Genomic DNA, 18,328 nt, shown 5'->3' on the forward strand with positions numbered 1-18,328 from the left:
CGGTCCCGGCCGGGCGCACCGCTGCCTTGGGTCGTCCACCCCCTCAGCGGCAAGGCGCTCATCCTCTCCGAGCTTGACGGAAGAGACAGGGGCGTCCCCCCAGCGGTCATGAGCGATGCGAGGAGCGGGAAGCATGCCTTGGCCCCCGGGGGTGACGGGTGCTTTGCCGGGAGCGGTGCCCCATCGAACCAACTGGCCTGTCAGTGGGCGCGGTTAGGGCCGAGGCTGGAAGCAACAGGTTGTTGAGCGGGCAGGGGGCGGTGTCGGCATGGGGGACGGTATTCAGTGGCTGGTCGACCTGGACGATTGGATGTCCAGCGTGGTGTTCGCGCGCGGGATCTCCCCGCAGGAGCTGGCGGTGCGGATGGGCGGTGCTGCGGAGTGGACGAGCGAACCGATCACCGACGCCGAGGTCAACGAACTCGGCATGATCGGGTACCGGCCGGACGGGGACGGAGACGGCGTGGTGCGGGTCGGGGCGTGCGCTGGCTGGTCGTTCGCTCTGGAGTACGGCGACTCCACCGGCGGCGACCGGCTCACGGAGATCTCCTGTAGCGGTGTGGAAGTCATCAACTACTTCCCGATGGGCGCACGTCCACCAGCCACCGTCCGCTACGCCCGCGATGGCCGGTACGTGTGCGGTTTCGGACTCAATGAAGAGCACCGCCGCTGGGGTGCGGAGCCAGATCTGCTGCTGGCCGAGCTCGTCGCAGCAGGGGTGCTCGCGCCCGACGGGTATACGCGCTGCGCACCGGAGGATGAGCACTACAAGATCACCTATCGGCGCACCCTCGCCGTGGTCGAGGCACACTTCAGCCTCTCCCTCTCCCCCACCTGCCTCAATGAAGCCCACTTGCCCGCCTATGCGGTCCGTGGGACTCCGCGCATGAACACGCAGGCGGACCCCGACCTCGACGTCATCCGCAGCTGGGCCCAAGCCCAGGGTTACACGCTCGACCGGATTGGCCCCAAGCGGGTCCCGGTCGACATCCGTGAGGCGTACGCCAGAGCGACCCGCATCTGAGGCGCGCGCCAGAAGAATGGAGTTGCGGTGCTTCCGCCAGACCGGGACACTCGCCCGATGAGCCCCCGCACACCACCGGGTAGCTGGGACGGACCCTGGTACCGCGTTTCCACACAACACTTCGAAGCCGCCTTCCTGCCGGACGCCGACGAGGACCGCGAGTCCGTGGACAACGTCGAGGTCTTCGTGGACCTCAGGGACGGCTCCCGGTGGAGCGCGACCATGATCACTCTCGCTCAGGTCGGGGCCATCTCCGTCGGGCCGCCGACTCGCGATCACCGCGGAGGGGGTGTGCTGAGGGGTGACCGCACAATCGCGTGGCTGTTCCGATCACTGGCCATAGTCGGCTTCTGCGCGCCGCGTCCCCGGCTCTGGGCCCTGTGAGCCTGGACGAACCAGTGGCGTTCCCGCCGCCCCTCCCCGCGAACACAGCCTGGCCGCCCCCTGCTCGGACTCGGCATGCCGTCGCCGAACTCAAATCGGGGCGGGCGGGGGTGATTCGGCTGCCAGCTGTACGGAGTCCAGCTCCAACCAGACGTCAGCCATTTCAGCCAGCGGAATGCCGCCAGTACCCAGCCTTCCGCTTCCCGGTAACCAAGCTTCGCTTGGTGCGGTCATCAACCTCGGTTGCGGGTGATGCGACGCTCATGTGCTTCGCCTGCTTCGACGGGCGTCTAAAACGTGTCCCGTAAATGGTCTACGGCGTGCTCGTTGGCCGCCCGGATCTTCGTCATCCGGAGAGAGTGAGGTTATGCAGGCAGGCGACACCGAGCATCCTCATGGGTCTTCGGGCGCCGTCCAGCTGGAGTCGTGCGGGCGGTCGTCGGTGTCGCCTGCCTGCACGGTGGGGGCGTGGCTCAACCACTGGGGGGTTCGGAGCGGTACAGGCGCGTGTGGACGCTGTTGGCGAAGCTCATCATCTCGGTCTGCAACGCTTGGGTCGTGGCTTGGTAGCGTTCGGTGTCTCGGGCTGCGCGGCTCTCCTCGGTCTGATCCCCTGCCAGCCATGCGTCCGCGTCGTCGATAAGTGCCTGGTGCGTGGTGTAGACGGCGTTGACGAGGTCGGTGACCGAGGCCTGTTCCTCGTCGGCGAGCATGAGCCGCAGCACCCATTCGGCTGCTTGCATCTCCCGTATCCGGTCGTGGACGAAGGTGCGCTTCTCCTGGAACTCCGAGTCTGTTCCACGGGTGGGCCAGTTTGTCCGCATGTGCTGACGCACCATGCGCATCTGCCGACGTGTGGCGTCCGTGGTCAGGATGAGGTCGGCATACGCGGACCGCTTGCGCGCGATCGTCTCCGACTCACGCTGCGCGGCGTGCTCCAGTTGCGCTGCCCGGAGCTGAACGCGGGCTTGGAGCCTGACGTTGAACCACGACACAAGCGCCCCGACAACGGCCCCGCTGGCCCCCAGCCCGGCGCCCACGACAACCGCCCACTGTCCGTCCATGGGCCAGACGGTAGAGCACACAGGCTCCTTGACGAAGGCCCTTTGCGCGTTGGTGAGTGACGGCGTGGGTGCTCCAGGCGCATGGACGGAGATGAGGAGTTGCTGCGTGGCCGGGTCGACAGCGTCGACCACGGCGATCATGAACGGCCACCGGCCCCTGCGCCACGACTCCGACTTCGGCCGCGCGATCGCCGTCCTCGCCCGGGCCCAAGAGGACGCCACGTGGAATCTTCAACAGATCTCCAACCAGCTCCGCTCCCTGCTGCGGGAGTACTACCCCTCCACACTCGCGGCGGCCCGCGGCTGTACGCACCGTCTGTGTCGGCCCGAGATCCGGGAACTTCTCCGGGCCGCCCCACCCCCAGCTCCAGGGCACGCTCAAGCGAGCCGGCCGCCAGCGCGGATACCGAACGTCTTCGTTAGGCCTTCCGCGCTGAGCGGGTCCACCAGACGGCGCTCGTCGAGGAAGCCCTTGACAAACCAGATGCTGGCCCTCTTCATTCACCTCGGGGCAGCCTGCACCGCCGCTGACCACCTTGCCGAGCCGCCGGAATGGGTGCAGGCCCCCCGTCCTGCCCCAACTCGCCACTCAGTGCGACCCAGAACCGACACCCGCCGCACTGCTCGTCATACCACTCGTCCCGGTAATCGGGCGCTCCGGTCTTCCTGCTCAGCCCACGCAGCCATCGCTCGTGAATCCCATCGTTGTGTCCAGGGTCGTCCCCCGTCCAAGGCTCCCCCAGACATCAGCTGATCTCCCCGCTCTTCTTCGAACAAATCAAGAGGCTACACACGGATAGAGAGCACTGGGCTCGACTTCTTATGCGCCTGAGGTGTCGGCCACTACTTGCGCTCCAGCCCCGCAAGCGGCTTTACAAGAACGTGTGCACCGGTGCCGTTCCCGTGACTACCAGGCCGGGCGTGCTTCGCGTAGCTCCTCTGGGGTCTGCTCGGCCAGCGGATTACCCAGGTCGGTACGGACCAGGTGTCCCGGGTCTGGCGGGTAGTCGTGGTTGTCCGGGGCCGGCCGGTGAATCCGCTGCGTGCGCGGGAGGGCGACCTCGACCAACTTTCCGTCCTGGAGCATCCACAGGCCGAAGCAGTCGTCGTCCTGGTCGTGGATCAGCACCTGCACGCTCCCGGGATAGGGCCACGGCAGCGACTCCAGATGCGTGAGCAGGCCGCTGCGGTTGCGCACCCTTTCAAACTCCGCGGCCCAACCGAAGCCGAACGAGCCGCCCCACTGGCTCTCGATCGGCACAAATCGTCCGTACCACGTGCGCTCCGGGTCCTCACGGGTCAGTGGCTCCATGACCTCGTCCGCGTAGAGGGCCAGAACAACAACCTCTGCGTTTCTACTCATCAGGGAATAGCACCAGGTCAGCCAGCCCTGCCACAACCGAGTTCGACAGTCTGCGACGTTGCCAGCTCGTCCCGCAGTCGGCGCAGGGCGCCCTGATGCACCTCCGGGCCGTCGTAGCACCCGTGAGCCGTGGCGCGCGTCCACGAACCGTCTTCATGGAGCAGGTAGATGCTCCGGGGCGCGTCTTCGTGGTTACTGTCCGAGCGGTATTCCGATTCCGGGCACCAGCAGGTGCATCATCGACCGCACATCCCATGCGTCCGTCGGGCACCGGAGCGGGCAGCGGCTGTGGCTGACCTCGGACCCTTCGGCGGACTGGGCGTGGGCGAACAGGTCGTTCAACGCGCCTTGGTCGTTGTCGTAGCCGGCGCTATGGCGCGTGCGCATGAACGAGGGTGTCGACGGGGACATGTCCGGTGGCGCTGCCGTCTTCGGCCTTGTCCGCGACGATGATGAGGCCGGCGCCGCTCAATGTGGTCATCAGGCGTCCGCCTGGCCGCAAGGCGTTGAGCCACGACGTCGGGGGCTTTCGACCGAGTATCCGCAGCCTTCGGATGACGTGCTGAACCGCGTGTAGCCCGGTGGCCTGAGCAGACTCTGCCGTGCAGAGCATCGCTCCGTCACCGCACTTTCCACCCGCGGGGAGCGCCGGAAAGCTCTACGCGGCGCAGGACAGGGGTGCCCGGGGGGCAAGGATGTCGGTGCCGTTCACCACGTGCAGTGCGTAGAGCAGATCCCGCGTGCCGGCCGGCGAGGTCAGCTCACGGCCGATGAGAGCCTCAAGAGACCGAAGACGGGAGCGGACGGTGCCCTGGGAGACCCCGAGGACCTGTGCGGTCTGCTCGGTGTGGGCGTCGTGCGTCACCCAGGCATCGGCTGTGAGGATCAGAGGGCGCCGGTCCTGGAGCGCGGGAGCCAGCAAGGACGAGGCCCACGCCGCGATTTCGGGGGCGGACAGCAGCGACAGCAGGCTCGGCGGAGTGGCGTAGAAGCGGTCAGGGCCGGCCTCCTCGCGGCGGGTGACAATCTCCAGCGCCAGGGCGAGGGCCGTGCGTGTCGTCAGGGCCGCGAGGTCCATGCGCAGCAGTGCGGAGGCCTTGGACAGGTAGCGCGTGACGGTGTTGCGGTGCAGGCCGAGGCGGCGTGCTGCCTCGGTATGAGGGTAGGACAGCGCGATGGGAAGCGTGTCGCGCAGTTGCTCCCAGTCGGCCGTCTCTCGCATCAGAGGGCGCAGCAGGCAGCACGCCCAGGCATAGGCCTGCGGCTGGTGCAGCAGGTCGATGAGTTCGGTCGCCTGGGCGGAAAGAGCCACCGAGTCCGGCAGGTGGCGGGCCAGGGCCAGGGCGCCTTCGGCCTCCTGGCGCGCGTCGGCGAGCAGTCCCATCGCGTAGACGCTGCTGCCCCCGAGCCAGACGGAGGGGCCTAGTTCGCGGACCAGTCGGACGAGTTGCGCCGGAAGGTCTTCTGTGTCGACGCCGGGCTGAATGGGGTGAACGATCAGGGTCCGTCCGGTCAGGCTGGGGTCGGGTACCACGAGCGCCTGGTCAGCGCCGAGTCTGTCGCAGCGCTCTCTGACCTGGTCGCTCTTTGCGGTGTCGGCCTCGATGACGAAGACCCGGGCGTTCGGGGGACTGAGTAGTCCCGGGGTGAGCCTGCTCATGATCCGACGCGCTGCGGCTACCTCGGATTTGAAGAGAAGTTCCGCCACCGCTGCACGGGCGGCCCCGGTGGCGTCGGAGACGCGGCCGTATTCACGTTGTGCCTGATCGACCAGGCCAAGGAGCTTGGCCGCGTGCCGCAAGAGCTGCATCTCCTGGCTGGTGAAGGGTGTGTCGCGGGCGACCGCCAGCACGGGTTCGCGACCGCGGACTACGCCGAGCGGGAACAGCTGGGTGTGGGTGTCGCGAGCGGGTGGTGTCGGCGTGCCGGAGGTGAGTGTCTGGCGGATGACCAGCGGGGCTAGGTACTCGGCGGCGCTGGTGGGTGACGCCGCCTGTACGCCCCCCGGTTCGCTGACCATGACCTGCGCCGAGAGACTTGTGGCGAGCCAGCCGACGATGCGCTGCATGGCCTGGTGGTCGGCGAGCTGCGCGGGAAGCTGCTTGACCAGGGCCGTCATCTGCGCGGCCGTGCGCTCAGCGGCCACCACCCGGCCCCGCTGGATCTTCTCGTGGATGCTGGGCCATGGGTGAGCCGGGGCAGTGGAAGCCATCAGCCCGATGGCCAGCTCGTCCGCGAGATCGCGGACGGCGTGCGGGAGGGTCAGGCGCGAGCCGTGGCTGGTGGTGAACACGAGCACGGCGGCGTGTCCGGCCATGTGCCGCAGCAGACGGTCAAGGGCCGCCAGGTCACGACCGCGGAAGGGGCCGGGGGCGCCGGTCAGGACCACGACGCTCCCAGCAGGTACTGGCTCCAGCGGGCGCCCCTCGTGCAGCCGGGCGAACGGCAGGACAAACAGGCCCGTGACCGGCACGTCGCGGTACGGAGTGCTGACTTGGGGGCTCAGGAATGCGAGGTGCGCTTCCGGGTGGTCGGTGGGGAGAGAGCCGATAGTCGGCATGCGGCGCTCCTCGGTATGGCCCGTCTGCACGGGGTCGAAGGGCTGGAACAGGGCGGTCCTGGCAGACGCAGTCTGGTGGCACTGCGCACGCTGCGTGGCGTGCCGGGCGCTGGACCAAGAACGCGGTGGGGCCGGCACCGATGCCTTTCGCGTTGGCTACCTGTGCGAGGTGTTCGCTATCGCTGGACGTCTCGTCCTAGCGGCACGCTCCGCTGCTGCGTGACTGTGCGGTGTGCCTCGTCGCTGGTTGCCGCAGCAAGTCCTTCATGCTCTCCCCCGTCGGTCTTCCGTCTGTCCGTCAGTGGGGCTGCCGTCACCGAGGCAGCAGGGCGTTGGGCGCAGCTGCCGGCAGCGTGTGGGGCGAAGTCGGCGTCATATTCCGCGCGTTGCAGATCCTCGGGTACACAGCGTCATATTGTCAACGATTGTTGAATAGCTGGTGCGGCGTGTCGCCCTGGACTACCGGTCGAGGATTGCCATCACCCCGGTGACGAGGAGGATCCGGACAGCTAGAGTCAGGGTGTCGCCCCTTGGCGATCTGCGTGCACGACCACAACCTTCTTGGAGACCGCAGCCCCATGGATGCTGATGTGGCGGTGCCAGATGAGCTCGACAGCGTCTGGGAGTCCATCAAGGAGCTGCTGACTGCCGTCGATCTCACTGCCGATGACGTCATCGACTTCGGGCAGATCTCCCAGGTGTCGGGCTTGCCGGAAGAGCGGATACGGCAGTTGCTGCAAGACCCAGCGACACCGGCGGAGGATCCCGACACCCGCTTTCGAGAGCGGCTGGCCCGCTTGCGGGACCTTCGTCGGCGCCCGGACGGCCGCAAGCTCACCCTTGACGACATCGGTACGGGCATCGGCTGTTCGCACGCGCAGGTCGGCTATCTGCTCAACGGTGAACGGCAGCCCAGTCTGCGCCACGTCCAGGGTCTCGAGCTCTTCTTCCGGGTTTCGCCCGGGTTCTTCACCGCGACCGACCGGCAGAGCCTTGCTCGGGCGCTGGAACCCGTCCAGTCCAGCCTCGCCCAACTCGCCGTGCTCAAAGGCCACATCGCGCTGAGCACGGTCCGGCTGCGCGGAAGCACGGCACATCCCGAAACAGTCCTCGGGCAGGCCCTGGCGGAAGCCATCGCTGCCGCCGAGCCCGACGCCGAGGTGCGGGAGGTCGCCGACGCGATGCGCGCCCTGCCGCCTCCCCATCGGTCCCGCGTTGCCAGCGTCTTCCGAGGGATCCTGGGCCTGACCCAGGAGCGCCCCGGCCCTTCCGTCAACGATCGTTGAAATTTGGCTTGCCCATCGGCAAGCCTTCGGGCGTGGCGATACGTTCGCGGGCCATTTCGAAGCGGGTCCACGCCGCGACAGTGGCGAGTTCGCCTTTGACCCCGAGTAACTGGCCGAGGGCGCCGATGTGCCTGCGGGCGGTCCGCTCGTTGATGCTCAACGCCCGCGCGATCTGATCGTAGGTCCACTCGTTCACGCGCATCTTGATGATGGACCGCTGGATGCCGGTGATCCTTACCGCTTCAGGGACCGGCTCGGGCAGCGGTACGACCGCCCATGGAATCGCCTCCGCCCATTCGCCCTCGAAGATCTGGCGAGCGTACGCGACGAGGGCTGGATGCAGCAGCGCGACCGCTCGGTCCCGCGCCGGCTCACCGGTGGGGCCGAGTCGGGTGTAGTCCGGCACCACCGCCAGGTGGCTGTAGATGACCATGCGAGGGAAACGTCGGCTGCTCAAACGCACCTCGCCGCCGTTCGCGATGACGGTCTCCGCCCACTCCGACTCGCCAGGCCTGGCCCGTGCACTCACTGGGTAGATGGTGCGGATCCCGATGCCCGCGCGCAGATTCGCCTCTTCCTTGGGCTTGCGGGCCTTGGTCGCGGACTGGGGCCGGTCGAGGGGATGGGCGGTAAGCACTTCGCGCTGCTCTTTGGCCTCGGCCTCGCGCAGCAGACGGTTGGCCTCGTCCTTGCTGCTCAGGACGCGCAGGCCGCCCACGATGCCGTCGTGTGGGTCGGGCAGTGTGTCCAGCACCTGCCGCAGTTCCCGTAACCGGCAGGCGAGCGCCTCGAGTTCGTCGAGCCCGGCGTCCACTTGCTCCCGGTAGGCCGTTCCGGCCTCCAGGGCCATTTTGGGCCGGCCCGGCCGCAGATCGTTGGGGACGGTCAGCCCGTAGCGCTGCAACTCCGCCAGCTCCGGACCGAATTCGGCCTCGTCTACCTGCAGCGAGGCGTTGCGACGCATCATCAGGTACAGGTCGTACGCCCGCTGGGACAGCCTCGCGGATGCCTCATTCTCCCGCTTGTCCATGCATGCCTCCTATGCCCGGTGTCCGGATGCGGGTATGCCCGCATCCGGATCTCTGCTGCGGGTTGATCAGGATTATCAGATGCGTCAGCCTCATGGATACGGGGGCTTCGCCGGACATATGGCCGGCGGCGCACACGCGAGGCACCGCGGGGGCGCGGTGTCCGAGGGGAGACATATGAACAAGGTCCGCATCGCTGCTGCGGTGGCCGGGGTACTGCTTGCCGCCGGTGTGGCGGCTACGGGCGGCAGCCAACTGGCAGCCGCTGATCCCACGTGGGACTCGACCCGGCCGGTCGTGGCCGCGGACAGCGCGCCCACACCTCCGCCGTCGGCCCCGCTGGATCCCACCTGGGACTGACGGTCGGGCCGAAGGCGCCGCCCCGCACGGGGCGGCGTACGGCTCAGGGTCCGTGTTCACCGATGGAGGGAGACTGATCGGCCCCTCCAGACCTCCGCGTCCGCCCCAGCTCCGCAGCCCCGCCCACTAGTTGCACGCCGATTTGGCCAATTGAGAGAATCTCGCGCACCGGAGAATGCAGTGCCCGACAACGGCTCCCGCCCGCCAGCGGAGGATGACGACCCACGGAAACGATCCGCCGCGCCCGGCGCCACCGGTCGCTGGGCCGCGCTGCGCGAGCAATGGTCCATCCAGAAAACCACGTGGGCCATGACCCGGCTCATCCGCAGGGACATCGGACTTCGCCACGTCGCCGACCTCCAGGGGCTGCTCAACGCGGTGGCGGCGAAACTCGGCAAACCCATCACGGTGGTGACCGTCGACCTGCCGCCTGGCATCTCAGGCTTCAGTGCGCGCGGCCGGGACCGCTACTACATCGCGGTCGCCCGAACGGTAAGCGAATTCACCCGCATCACTACCACCCTGCACGAACTGGGTCATCTCTGGGTGAACCCGTCCTCCTGCGACGGAAGCGACGGACCCATGACCGAGGACATGGTGCGCCAGCTCCTGCCCGGCCTCAATCCCGGCCCGGTCCTCAAAATCCTGCGCCGCAGCCACTTCGACGACGCTCACGAGCGTGAGGTAGAGGTTTTCGCCACCCTGATCCTGCAACGGCTGCCCCTCGGCGATGACCAGATCCGCAGCGGATCCCTCACTTCGGGCCTGGCTCACCGGAGGTCCGGTGTCTGAAAGCATGTCCACGCTGGTGTATCTGTTCATCGCCGGGCTGGCTCTTGCCCTCGCGCTGTGGAAGATCGTCGCCCTGCTGCGCGACCCCACGCCGGCGCTGGCGCTGATGGCCTCCAACTTCCTCGTCGCGTCGGCTGTCTACGTGCTGGCGGCACCGCTGGTCTACCGTAAGGTCGGCGAGGCCGTCGACCATCTGTCGTTTGCAACGCTGCCCGTCTATGTCGGGATCCTGGTGTGCTTCGCCCACCTGCACCTTCTGACCCTATTATGGCACCCAGGCCTGCGACAGCACCCAGTCCGTCTCTACCGTGCCGTCGCCGCGTGGACCGCCGTCTACGTGCTCGCTGCTGCCGTCATGACCGTGCTGTTCTGTTCGGCCGACCTATCAGGGCCCGTCGACGGCGATCCTCTGACGTTCAACACTGATCACGCCGATGACCCGTTCGTGCTGCTGTTCCTCGCCCTGTTCCTCACCACCTTGGCCACCGGGACCCTGAGCACCTACCGGCACTGCCGCAACCCTCAGCCCGACGACCCCCGCATCGAGCACGCCCTGGCCTGGTTCGCGCGCGGAAGCCTCCTGGTGTTCGGGTATGTGCTGTGCAATGCCCCGGCCATCGCCGCCGCGGCCGCAGGCTCCCACGTCCTGGACCACGTCGGCGTGCTTGGCTCGACTTTCGGCGCTTCCGGGGCGCTGGTCGCCAGCTACGGCCTCACGGGAGCCGCCATCAGCGCATGGCGACGCGAGCGACGCGACATCAAGAAGCTGCGGCCCCTGTGGAACCTGGTCGTACGTGACGTCAACGCCTCGCTTGCCCTGAGCGCCCACAGCGCCCGAAGCCACCGTCGTCTGATGAACCGCCAGTACCTGCTGACGCGCCGGATCATCGAGATCCACGACGGAATGCAGGCACTCGGCCCCTGGATCTCTCCGCTCACCGCCGATGCCCTCCATCAGCTCGAGGCAGCCCGCCCCGGGAAGCTCTCCGAGTCTGAACTCACCGCGGTCGCAACCGCCGCGGCCCTGCGCGACGCGGCCACCATGCTGCGCTTGGCCCGGGCGGAGCAGGACAGCGACGACCCCGCGCCGCCGCCCCGGCCCGCCCTGCTCCCCGGCCGCCGGACCCGCGCCGTCGACGAGCGCCAACGGCTGCTACTGGTCTCTGGGGCCCTTGAACACCCGCTGACCAAGGCCGTCCTCGCTGCCTCCCACGCGTGGCGCACGAACGGCATCGCCTCCACCGGCCGGCCCGGCGGGTGACCTTTTCTCAATCCGCCTCACGCACAAGCTCCCAACGTGCCCCCACCGTCGGGTTAGGGTCCCTGGGACACCAACGGGCCTGCAGCACACAGGTAAACGGTACCGAGCAGAGGGATACGGACAGGTGAAGCACGCGATAGTGCTCGGAGGAAGTTTCGGCGGGCTCCTGGCCGCACGTGTCCTCAGTGATCAGGCCGACGAGGTCGTCGTCCTCGACACCGACGACCTGTCCACGACCGGGACGGGGCCGGGCGCTCCGCACCGCGACCAGCTGCACGCACTGCTGGCGATGGGCCATCTCCAGCTCGAGCGCTGGTTTCCCGGTTTCACCGAGGAGATTCTCGCCGCCGGGGCGCTTCTGGGCCAGGGGGCACAGGTCGAGTTCCATGTCGATGGCGTCCGCAAGGTCGACCTGCCCGAGGCGCGGATGCTGAGTGCGACACGCCCCTTCCTGGAAGGTCATCTGCGCCGCCGGGTCATGGCGCTGCCCAACGTCCGCTTCCTGCGCGGCCGGGCCAGCGGCCTGCTGGATGACGGCCGCCGCGTCACCGGGGTCCGCTTGACCACCGTGGCCCCTGCCCTGGAGCAGACGCACACCGGCGACCTCGTCCTCGACGCGGACCTCGTGGTGGATGCGATGGGCCGCTCCAGCCGTCTCGGCAGGTGGCTCCAGGACAACGGCTGGGCCGCCCCGCCCCTGGACCGCATGCGGGTCGACCTCGGCTATGCCACCGCTTCCTTCACCCGCGGCGACGAGCTCCCCTCCACTGTCATCGCCCACGCCACCCCCGGCCCTGCCCATGGCTACCAGCCCCGCCTCAGCGAACCCGGCGCCCTCGCAGCCGTGGAAGACAACCGGTGGTCCGTCGTCCTGGCCGGCTACACCGACTACCGTCCCGGCAGCGACCCCGAGCAGTTCCTGGCCCGCATGCGGCGCTGCGTCGCTCCTCTGCGCACCGTCGCCGATACCTGCGCGATGGCGGGTGAGGTCCGCACCTACCACTTCCGCGAGAGCGTACGCCGCGACTTCACCGGCCTCACCCGCTTTCCCGGCGGCCTCCTGGCCGTGGGCGACTCCGTCGCGTCGGTCAACCCCATCTATGGCCAGGGCCTGACCCTGGCCGCCCTCCAGGCGTCGTCGCTCGCTGTCCATCTGACGTCGGGTGCCCACCCGCACGCGCCGGCCTGGGGCTACTTCCGCCGCGCCCGCACCGTCGTCGGCGCCGCCTGGGACATGGCCACCACCGCAGACCTCGCCCAGCCGCACGTCACCGGCCCCTACCCGCGCGGCTACCGCCTCACCCGCTGGGCCGGCGACCAGCTCATCACCGCCTCCATCCACGACGCGCAGGTCAACCGTGCCTTCATGGACGTACTCCATTTGAAGGCCCATCCCCGCACCTTGACCCGTCCCTCCCTGCTCCTGCGCGCCGCGCTCACACGCCCAGCGCGCTGACACTTGCTACGACCATGCGGTCCCGTACCCACAAGTCCCATCGACAGCAAGGCGCGCCGACCGTGCCGACGTGGCCGCACACCCTGGACCGCGCAGGCATCACTAACCCCACCCTGCGCGATGTCTACAGCGCCCAGGCGGCCTCGTCGCCCGCTACGCCCGCGCAGAGTACACAGCCGTACGCCTGCAGCTCCCCGCGCCGCTTGTTCCGCACGTGATCGCCGCGACCGCCTTCACGCACCGCAGCGACACGCTCGCGGGCGGTGGGCCAGCCACCGCAGGATCATCAACGGGATCCTGTACCGGAACAGGACCGGGGTGCCGAGGCGTGATCTGCCTGCGCGGTTCGGCAAATGGAAGGCCGTGTACGACAGACACAGACGCTGGTCGGCGGACGGCACGTGGGACAACGTCTTCGCGGCCGTCCTGGTCAACGCGGATGCCCAGGGCCGCATCGACTGGTCGATGGTGTCGGTGGACTCCACCATCTGTCGATCACACCAGCACGCGGCCGGGCTCGCAAGAGGCCCCCGCGGGTGCCGGGAAAGGACATGCGCCCCGGCAGCACCGTCCCGACGAGGGGCTTGGACGTTCCCGGGGCGGGCACAACAGCAAGATGCATCTGGCCGGGGAAGGCGGGCGCCGCCCACTGGCCCTGCTGATCACACCGGGCCAGTGAGGCGACGCCCCGCAACTCATCCCCCTCATGGGACGCATCCGTCTCGGCCGCCGGGGCGGCGGGCGCCCCCGCACCCGCCCGGACCACGTCGGCGGCCACAAGGCGTACTCCTCCCGTCGCAACCGACGCTACCTGCGCAGACGGCAGATCAAGCACACCAGTTCCGGGTGGCAGTATCACTGGAGTGAACGGCCTGAGGCGTCGTCAACTCATCTTGGCGGCAAATGGATAGGAGCATTCTTCTTGCGACTGCAATCACGTAGCGCCTGGCATCGCTGCGGGCATCCCCACCCCGGCCCCTCCTGCTCGCCGCCCCGTCCCCTTCGCCGCCACGACGGTGCGGACCGCGGTGCCGGTGGCGCTGGTGTCCTCGTCCGCGGAAGAACCGGACGCCGACCACCTAAGGGCGGCCACAGTCCGGGTCCTCGCTGGCCCGTCTATCGGTCCGTATGTCAGTCGTGCCCGGCGGGAGCGTCGCCTCCCCGCTTGGTCGCAGGTTCTCCGCGCCGGACTGAGCCAGGGGCGCGGACGCCGGGGTGGTCAGCATGGGCCGCGGAGGTGAGTTGCCAGGGGACGCTGGTGACCATGACGCCTGGGGTGAACGGGAGGCGGCTCTTGAGCCAGAGCGCCGACTGTTTGTGCAGCAGGTTTTCCCACCAGTGCCCCACGGCGTATTCGGGGATGAAGACGGCGACGAATCACCGGTCACCTGCACTCCGTCACACTCACTGATCAGCAGCAACGAGGAAACCAACCGTGCAAGGCATAAGGTGGAGGCGTTCCTGAGGCTGGCCGAGGAACTCCAACGCTGAACACGATGCTCTACACGGTGATGACCGCGCCCGCCGCGCTCACCCGGCCGCCCACCACCTTCCTCTCCTGGCAACGGCCCGGAGGCCAAGCAGGCCGTACGCGGACTTCGCGCCGACCTCAGCTGGTACGAGGGGTGGATCACCGGCCTCGGCGGGATCGAAACCGCGCGAGCCGCCGAGGCCACGATCTTGTTCGTACCCCATGTGATCCGTTCCAGCGGATCGCGTCCTTCGCCGTCTCGATCAGCCGCTCAAAGCCGGACGCAACTCATATGGAGAATGACCGTAGGACGTGGCGACCCGGAGTACCGGAACGGCAGCCAGCGCGATTTCAAGCGGTCCACCTCAGTCGCGACCAGTTCGCTGAGACCCAAGCAGCCCGTTCGGATGGTGGTGCGGCGGGAGCCGAACAGCCCGGCGACCGACTGCTCGGTCTTCCAACGGTGCCGGGCGAGCCGTTCGCCCGATTCGATTCCCGGGCGCGCGTTGCGTGGGATGAGCCCGCGTTTGCACAGCCAGGTGAGGGCTTCGGAGAGCCACTGGCGGATGACAGGTCGAGGCGGGCCGGGACGGTGAATATGGCGCGTAGCCGGCGGGTAGTTCACTGGTCATGGCCGCATGCAAGCGGAACGGAACGCATACCGGCCATCAACCAAGGCCCCTACCCGCCCGCACCCTGTGGCGCCCGGTCGGCGTGTGGCGCCGCCTTCCCGCACAACAGGTGGAGACTCGCCGTGACGAGATCACCCGCCGTCTTCGTTTTCCGGAGCACACTGACACACACGGTCACGGGTGTCTTCCCCACCGCGGTTCAGCCCGGCGATCGCATGTCCATGGACGTACGAAAGAGGCCGGCTCGCCTGCGCCGTGGAGGGTCCACTTGAGGTGTGCCAGCTGGCTTTCTCGGGCGACGGCGACCGCTGTCACTGTCGTACTGGCACTGCTGCCGTCATACGCGGAAGCCACCGCAGGAGACCCGCCCGGCCCGGCGGACACCTTCACCGCCGAGAACAAAACGCCGGCGGGATGGGACACCTACCGTCGTCTCGACCACCTGCCGGACATCCCCGCAGGGGTGCGCACCCTACAGTTCTCCAGCTTCGACCGCACCGGCGGCAACACACAAGACGGCTTCTTCGGCACCTACTCGTGCTTGCGCACCACTGCGGACGGCTGCGTGATCGCGGAACAGCACGGTGCGGGGGAGATCGGGACCATCTGGTTCACGCGTGACAACGGCGATGTGTCCCACACCGGCACCCTGACCATCGAGCTCGACGGGAAGAAGGTTCTGCAGGCGCCGCTTCAGGACGTGGTGGACGGGCGACTCGGCGCGCCCTTCACGCCGCCTCTGGTGGCCAACGCGGACGCGTCATCAGGTGGCGTTCTCATCGAAGTGCCCATGCCCTACCGCACGTCCATGCGCATCACCACCCAGCACAATCCGCACTTCTACCACGTGACCTACCGCTCCTTCGCCGACGCCGACGGGATCGTCGCCTTCGATCCCCGCGACCCGGCGCAGGATGTCGCCACGCTCCTGACGGCAGCCGGCACCCGCGATCCGAAACCCACCCTGCCGGGGGCCCGTACGACTACCCGGGCGCTGAACATCCCGCCGGGCCGCACCCAGACGCTCGCCACGACCACCACCCCGGGACTCCTCACCGCACTGGAGATCCGTCTTCCCCAGGCCTCCGGCACCACCGCGCAGGAGGCCGGCGGCAGTCGAAGGCGGACTGGCGCACTCACCACTGACGTACGCGGGCGGATCACCGATGACGCCCGCACCGGGGCCATGGCGAGCGACCACGCCCACCTCTCCCGCACCGCGGCCTCCGCCCGGCGGGGCGCATACGCGACGGGGCTCGTCCCCACTCACAGCGACCCCACCGCGGCAGCGGTCGCCCGGACGCTGCTCACCGGGCTGCGCCTGCGGATGTCCTTCGACGGGCAACGTACGGTCGACGCTCCGCTCGGCGAGTTCTTCGGCACGGGACAGGATCTCGCGCCCGTACGGGCCCTCATGTTCGCCGCCGATCCCCCGACCCAGACCTTCCGCGCCTGGTGGCCCATGCCCTACGCCGCGCTGGCGCGCGTCCAGCTCTACAACGGCAGCGACATCCCCGTCACCGCGGGCAGTGCCTCGGTGAGCGAGGCCCCCTCCCCCGCCCACGCCCAGGCGGTGCGGACGAGGGCCGAAGGCCTTTTCCACGCCCTGTCCCACACCGGGCCGACGGTTCCCGGCACGAGCTGGTCATTCCTGAGCACACGGGGCCGGGGCAAATTCGTCGGCGTCAGCCACAGCATGCAGGGTGCCCTGGACCGGACCTACTTGGAGGGTGACGAACGGGTTTACGTCGACGGGGCGCGTAGTCCGCAGATCCACGGCACCGGTACCGAGGACTTCTACCAGAGCGGTTGGTACTTCAACCGCGGCCCCTACACCCTGCCCTTCAACGGGAACCCGAGCCACCTCACCGCCTCGTCGGGCTGTGCGACCGGGCGTGACTGCACGACTGCCTACCGCCTCCAGCTCCACGACGCGGTGGCCTTCACCCAGTCGATCGACCACACCATCGAGCACGGCCCCATGAACGACCGGCAGGCCGACTATTCCTCCACCGCGTTCTGGTACGGCAATTCCACACCCGCCTCGTACACGAGTGACATCGTGCGCCTCGGGGATCCCGCCAGCGAGAGGACTCATCACTACACATCCAGCACAACGGCCCCACTCACCATGCTCGACTCAGCCTTCGAAGGGGACGCGCACACACCGACCCGGTTGCGCGCCCCCACCCGGGCCACCCGAGCTCCGGTGACCTTCACCCTGGCCATCGACCCCGGCAACAACGGCGTCGAACTGCGCCACACCTGCGACCAGCAACAGGGCCCTCAGCAGACAGAGATCAGCGTCCAGGGGCACCCACTGCACGACTGGTACCAACCTCTCGTCAACACCGACCGCCGCTGGCTCGACGACACCTACCAGCTTCCCGCCGCTCTGACCCGCGGCCGAAGGATGCTCACCGTGACGCTCACCCCCGCACCGAACGGGCCCGCGTGGTCCGCCGCGGCGTACGAGGCCCGCAGTCTGACCTGAACTCTGTTGGAGATCCCTCAATGCCGCGAAACGGCCGGGGGCCGACGGATCGTGCTCGCCGGCCGCCACGAGGCCCGCACCGGTCTTGGCGGTGAGTTCGGGGCCATGGACGTGGTCGCCGAGCGCGGCAAGGAGGGCGTGGCCCGCGTCCGCGAACTGGCCGGCGGCGTGGTCGAAGACCACCACGTACTGGTCGCCCTCGCGGTAGGCATCCATCGGCATGGCCGACGACTTCGGCCAGCAGCCCTGCCCCGTCAGCTGCTGCGCCAGCCGGTCCAGCTCACGCAAGAGGCCGGTCCGCATCAGCACGGTGAAAACACCTCCAGCAGGATCAGGCACTTGCCACCAGTGCTTCACTGCTACCGTTGTCACATGTCATCCTATGGATGACAAACAAAATGTCATCAATGAGATGACAGCCCGAGGGAGGTGCCCATGACCGCAGTCGACCAGCCGTCCACGTCCGGCTCCGACGCCCACAGCCCGGCGTCCTTTCTCGCCGCCGCCGCTGCCCTGGCCGCCATAGATGACGCCCTGCGCGACGCCCGTCATGAGTCCCCCGACCCTGCCGGGCCGGAGCCTGCCGGGCCGGAGCCCGAGCAGGCGCTGGCCTCGCTGATGCTGCTGCGGCAGGTGCGCGAGCAGCTCGCCGGCTGGGAGACCGGCCTGATCGAGACCGCCCGCGACGCGGGCGCCAGCTGGGCCGACCTCGCCCCGCCCCTCGGCGTCGCCAGCCGCCAGGCCGCCGAGCGCCGCTACCTGCGCGGCCGTCCCGGCCCAGCCGGGACCACCGGCGAACAGCGCGTGACGGCCACCCGCCAGGCCCGTGCCGCCGACCGCACCACCGCCGCCTGGGCCCGCCGCAACGCCGCCGACCTGCGCCGCCTCGCCGGACAGATCACCGCACTCACCGACCTGGCAACCGAAGCACGCTCGACCCAAGCCGCCCTGGACACCGCCCTCGGCGCCACCGACGCGGCCGAGCTCATCGCGCCGTTGATCGCCATGCGCCCGCACCTCGATACCCGCCACACCGACCTCGTCAACCGTCTGGCCTTCCTGGACGACCGACTCACCCACGGCGACGAGAGATGACGATGCCTCCCGCACTATCCACGACCACATGAATCGGCGGCGGGCCGGTCCGACCCCG

13 protein-coding genes and 5 pseudogenes are annotated in these 18,328 nt (G+C 68.6%); 12 read left to right on the forward strand and 6 right to left on the reverse strand.

From position 1 onward, the window contains the following. Positions 1-268: 268 nt before the first annotated feature. Together ABD236_RS23590 and ABD236_RS23595 are read left to right on the forward strand one after the other, a co-directional pair. Entirely contained in the window at positions 269-1,024 is a 756-nt protein-coding gene (locus ABD236_RS23590) for a DUF6461 domain-containing protein (RefSeq protein WP_344076451.1), read from the forward strand. Positions 1,025-1,081: 57 nt separating this feature from the next. Continuing rightward, complete coding sequence (locus tag ABD236_RS23595) at positions 1,082-1,408, forward strand: hypothetical protein (RefSeq protein WP_344076453.1); 327 nt, start codon at positions 1,082-1,084, stop codon at positions 1,406-1,408. 473 nt (positions 1,409-1,881) lie between these two features. Here ABD236_RS23595 and ABD236_RS23600 read toward each other — a convergent pair whose 3' ends face one another. The 3 genes from ABD236_RS23600 to ABD236_RS23610 form a co-directional block, all read right to left on the reverse strand. Further along, positions 1,882-2,613 carry a hypothetical protein gene (locus ABD236_RS23600; protein WP_344076456.1) on the reverse strand — a complete coding sequence of 244 codons (732 nt, stop codon included), beginning with the start codon at positions 2,611-2,613 and terminating at the stop codon, positions 1,882-1,884. 766 nt (positions 2,614-3,379) lie between these two features. Further along, a complete protein-coding gene (locus tag ABD236_RS23605) occupies positions 3,380-3,835 on the reverse strand; it encodes a hypothetical protein (protein ID WP_344076458.1) in 456 nt (151 codons plus the stop codon). A 658-nt stretch (positions 3,836-4,493) separates the two neighbouring features. Continuing rightward, entirely contained in the window at positions 4,494-6,395 is a 1,902-nt protein-coding gene (locus tag ABD236_RS23610; RefSeq protein WP_344076460.1) for a helix-turn-helix domain-containing protein, read from the reverse strand. A 578-nt stretch (positions 6,396-6,973) separates the two neighbouring features. Between ABD236_RS23610 and ABD236_RS23615 the strand changes: the two genes are divergently transcribed. Beyond that, entirely contained in the window at positions 6,974-7,681 is a 708-nt protein-coding gene (locus ABD236_RS23615; RefSeq protein ID WP_344076462.1) for a helix-turn-helix domain-containing protein, read from the forward strand. On the opposite strand, the gene ABD236_RS23620 is transcribed toward ABD236_RS23615, so the two are convergent. Then, a complete protein-coding gene (locus tag ABD236_RS23620) occupies positions 7,668-8,711 on the reverse strand; it encodes a hypothetical protein (RefSeq protein ID WP_344076464.1) in 1,044 nt (347 codons plus the stop codon). The two genes, ABD236_RS23615 and ABD236_RS23620, sit on opposite strands and share 14 nt — an antisense overlap. 175 nt (positions 8,712-8,886) lie before the next feature. On the opposite strand from ABD236_RS23620, the gene ABD236_RS23625 reads away from it, so the two are divergent. From ABD236_RS23625 to ABD236_RS23645, 5 genes and pseudogenes are all read left to right on the forward strand, one after another. Further along, a complete protein-coding gene (locus ABD236_RS23625) occupies positions 8,887-9,069 on the forward strand; it encodes a hypothetical protein (RefSeq protein ID WP_344076466.1) in 183 nt (60 codons plus the stop codon). 180 nt (positions 9,070-9,249) lie between these two features. Then, complete coding sequence (locus ABD236_RS23630; RefSeq protein ID WP_344076468.1) at positions 9,250-9,861, forward strand: M78 family metallopeptidase domain-containing protein; 612 nt, start codon at positions 9,250-9,252, stop codon at positions 9,859-9,861. A gap of 4 nt (positions 9,862-9,865) precedes the next feature. Continuing rightward, the gene (locus tag ABD236_RS23635; RefSeq protein ID WP_344076471.1) at positions 9,866-11,122 is read left to right on the forward strand and encodes an MAB_1171c family putative transporter; all 1,257 of its coding nucleotides are present in this window, start codon (positions 9,866-9,868) and stop codon (positions 11,120-11,122) included. Between the two features lie 124 nt (positions 11,123-11,246). Further along, positions 11,247-12,578: an FAD-dependent oxidoreductase gene (locus tag ABD236_RS23640; protein ID WP_344076473.1), complete on the forward strand. Its 1,332-nt coding sequence runs from the start codon at positions 11,247-11,249 to the stop codon at positions 12,576-12,578. Positions 12,579-12,833: 255 nt separating this feature from the next. Then, positions 12,834-13,416, forward strand: a pseudogene (locus ABD236_RS23645) (IS5 family transposase); the annotation flags it as partial. Positions 13,417-13,709: 293 nt separating this feature from the next. On the opposite strand, the pseudogene ABD236_RS23650 reads toward ABD236_RS23645, so the two are convergent. Continuing rightward, positions 13,710-13,952, reverse strand: a pseudogene (locus ABD236_RS23650) (DNA-binding protein); the annotation flags it as partial. 98 nt (positions 13,953-14,050) lie between these two features. Between ABD236_RS23650 and ABD236_RS23655 the strand changes: the two are divergent. From ABD236_RS23655 to ABD236_RS23670, 3 genes and pseudogenes are all read left to right on the forward strand, one after another. Next, positions 14,051-14,320 (forward strand): annotated as a pseudogene (locus tag ABD236_RS23655) (NADPH-dependent F420 reductase); the annotation flags it as partial. Positions 14,321-15,144: 824 nt separating this feature from the next. Then, entirely contained in the window at positions 15,145-17,175 is a 2,031-nt protein-coding gene (locus ABD236_RS23665) for a glycoside hydrolase family 172 protein (protein ID WP_344076476.1), read from the forward strand. Positions 17,176-17,211: 36 nt separating this feature from the next. Next, positions 17,212-17,346: pseudogene (locus ABD236_RS23670) on the forward strand (IMP dehydrogenase); the annotation flags it as partial. Here the strand turns inward: ABD236_RS23670 and ABD236_RS23675 are convergent. Further along, positions 17,320-17,484, reverse strand: a pseudogene (locus ABD236_RS23675) (Hsp20/alpha crystallin family protein); the annotation flags it as partial. The pseudogenes ABD236_RS23670 and ABD236_RS23675 overlap by 27 nt on opposite strands. A gap of 126 nt (positions 17,485-17,610) precedes the next feature. Between ABD236_RS23675 and ABD236_RS23680 the strand changes: the two are divergent. Continuing rightward, positions 17,611-18,270, forward strand: a complete 660-nt coding sequence (locus tag ABD236_RS23680; protein ID WP_344076478.1) for a type III effector protein — start codon at positions 17,611-17,613, stop codon at positions 18,268-18,270. Positions 18,271-18,328: the final 58 nt, after the last annotated feature.

Origin of the sequence: Streptomyces crystallinus (genome assembly GCF_039521265.1) — a bacterium.
GTDB classification, from domain to species: Bacteria; Actinomycetota; Actinomycetes; order Streptomycetales; family Streptomycetaceae; genus Streptomyces; species Streptomyces crystallinus.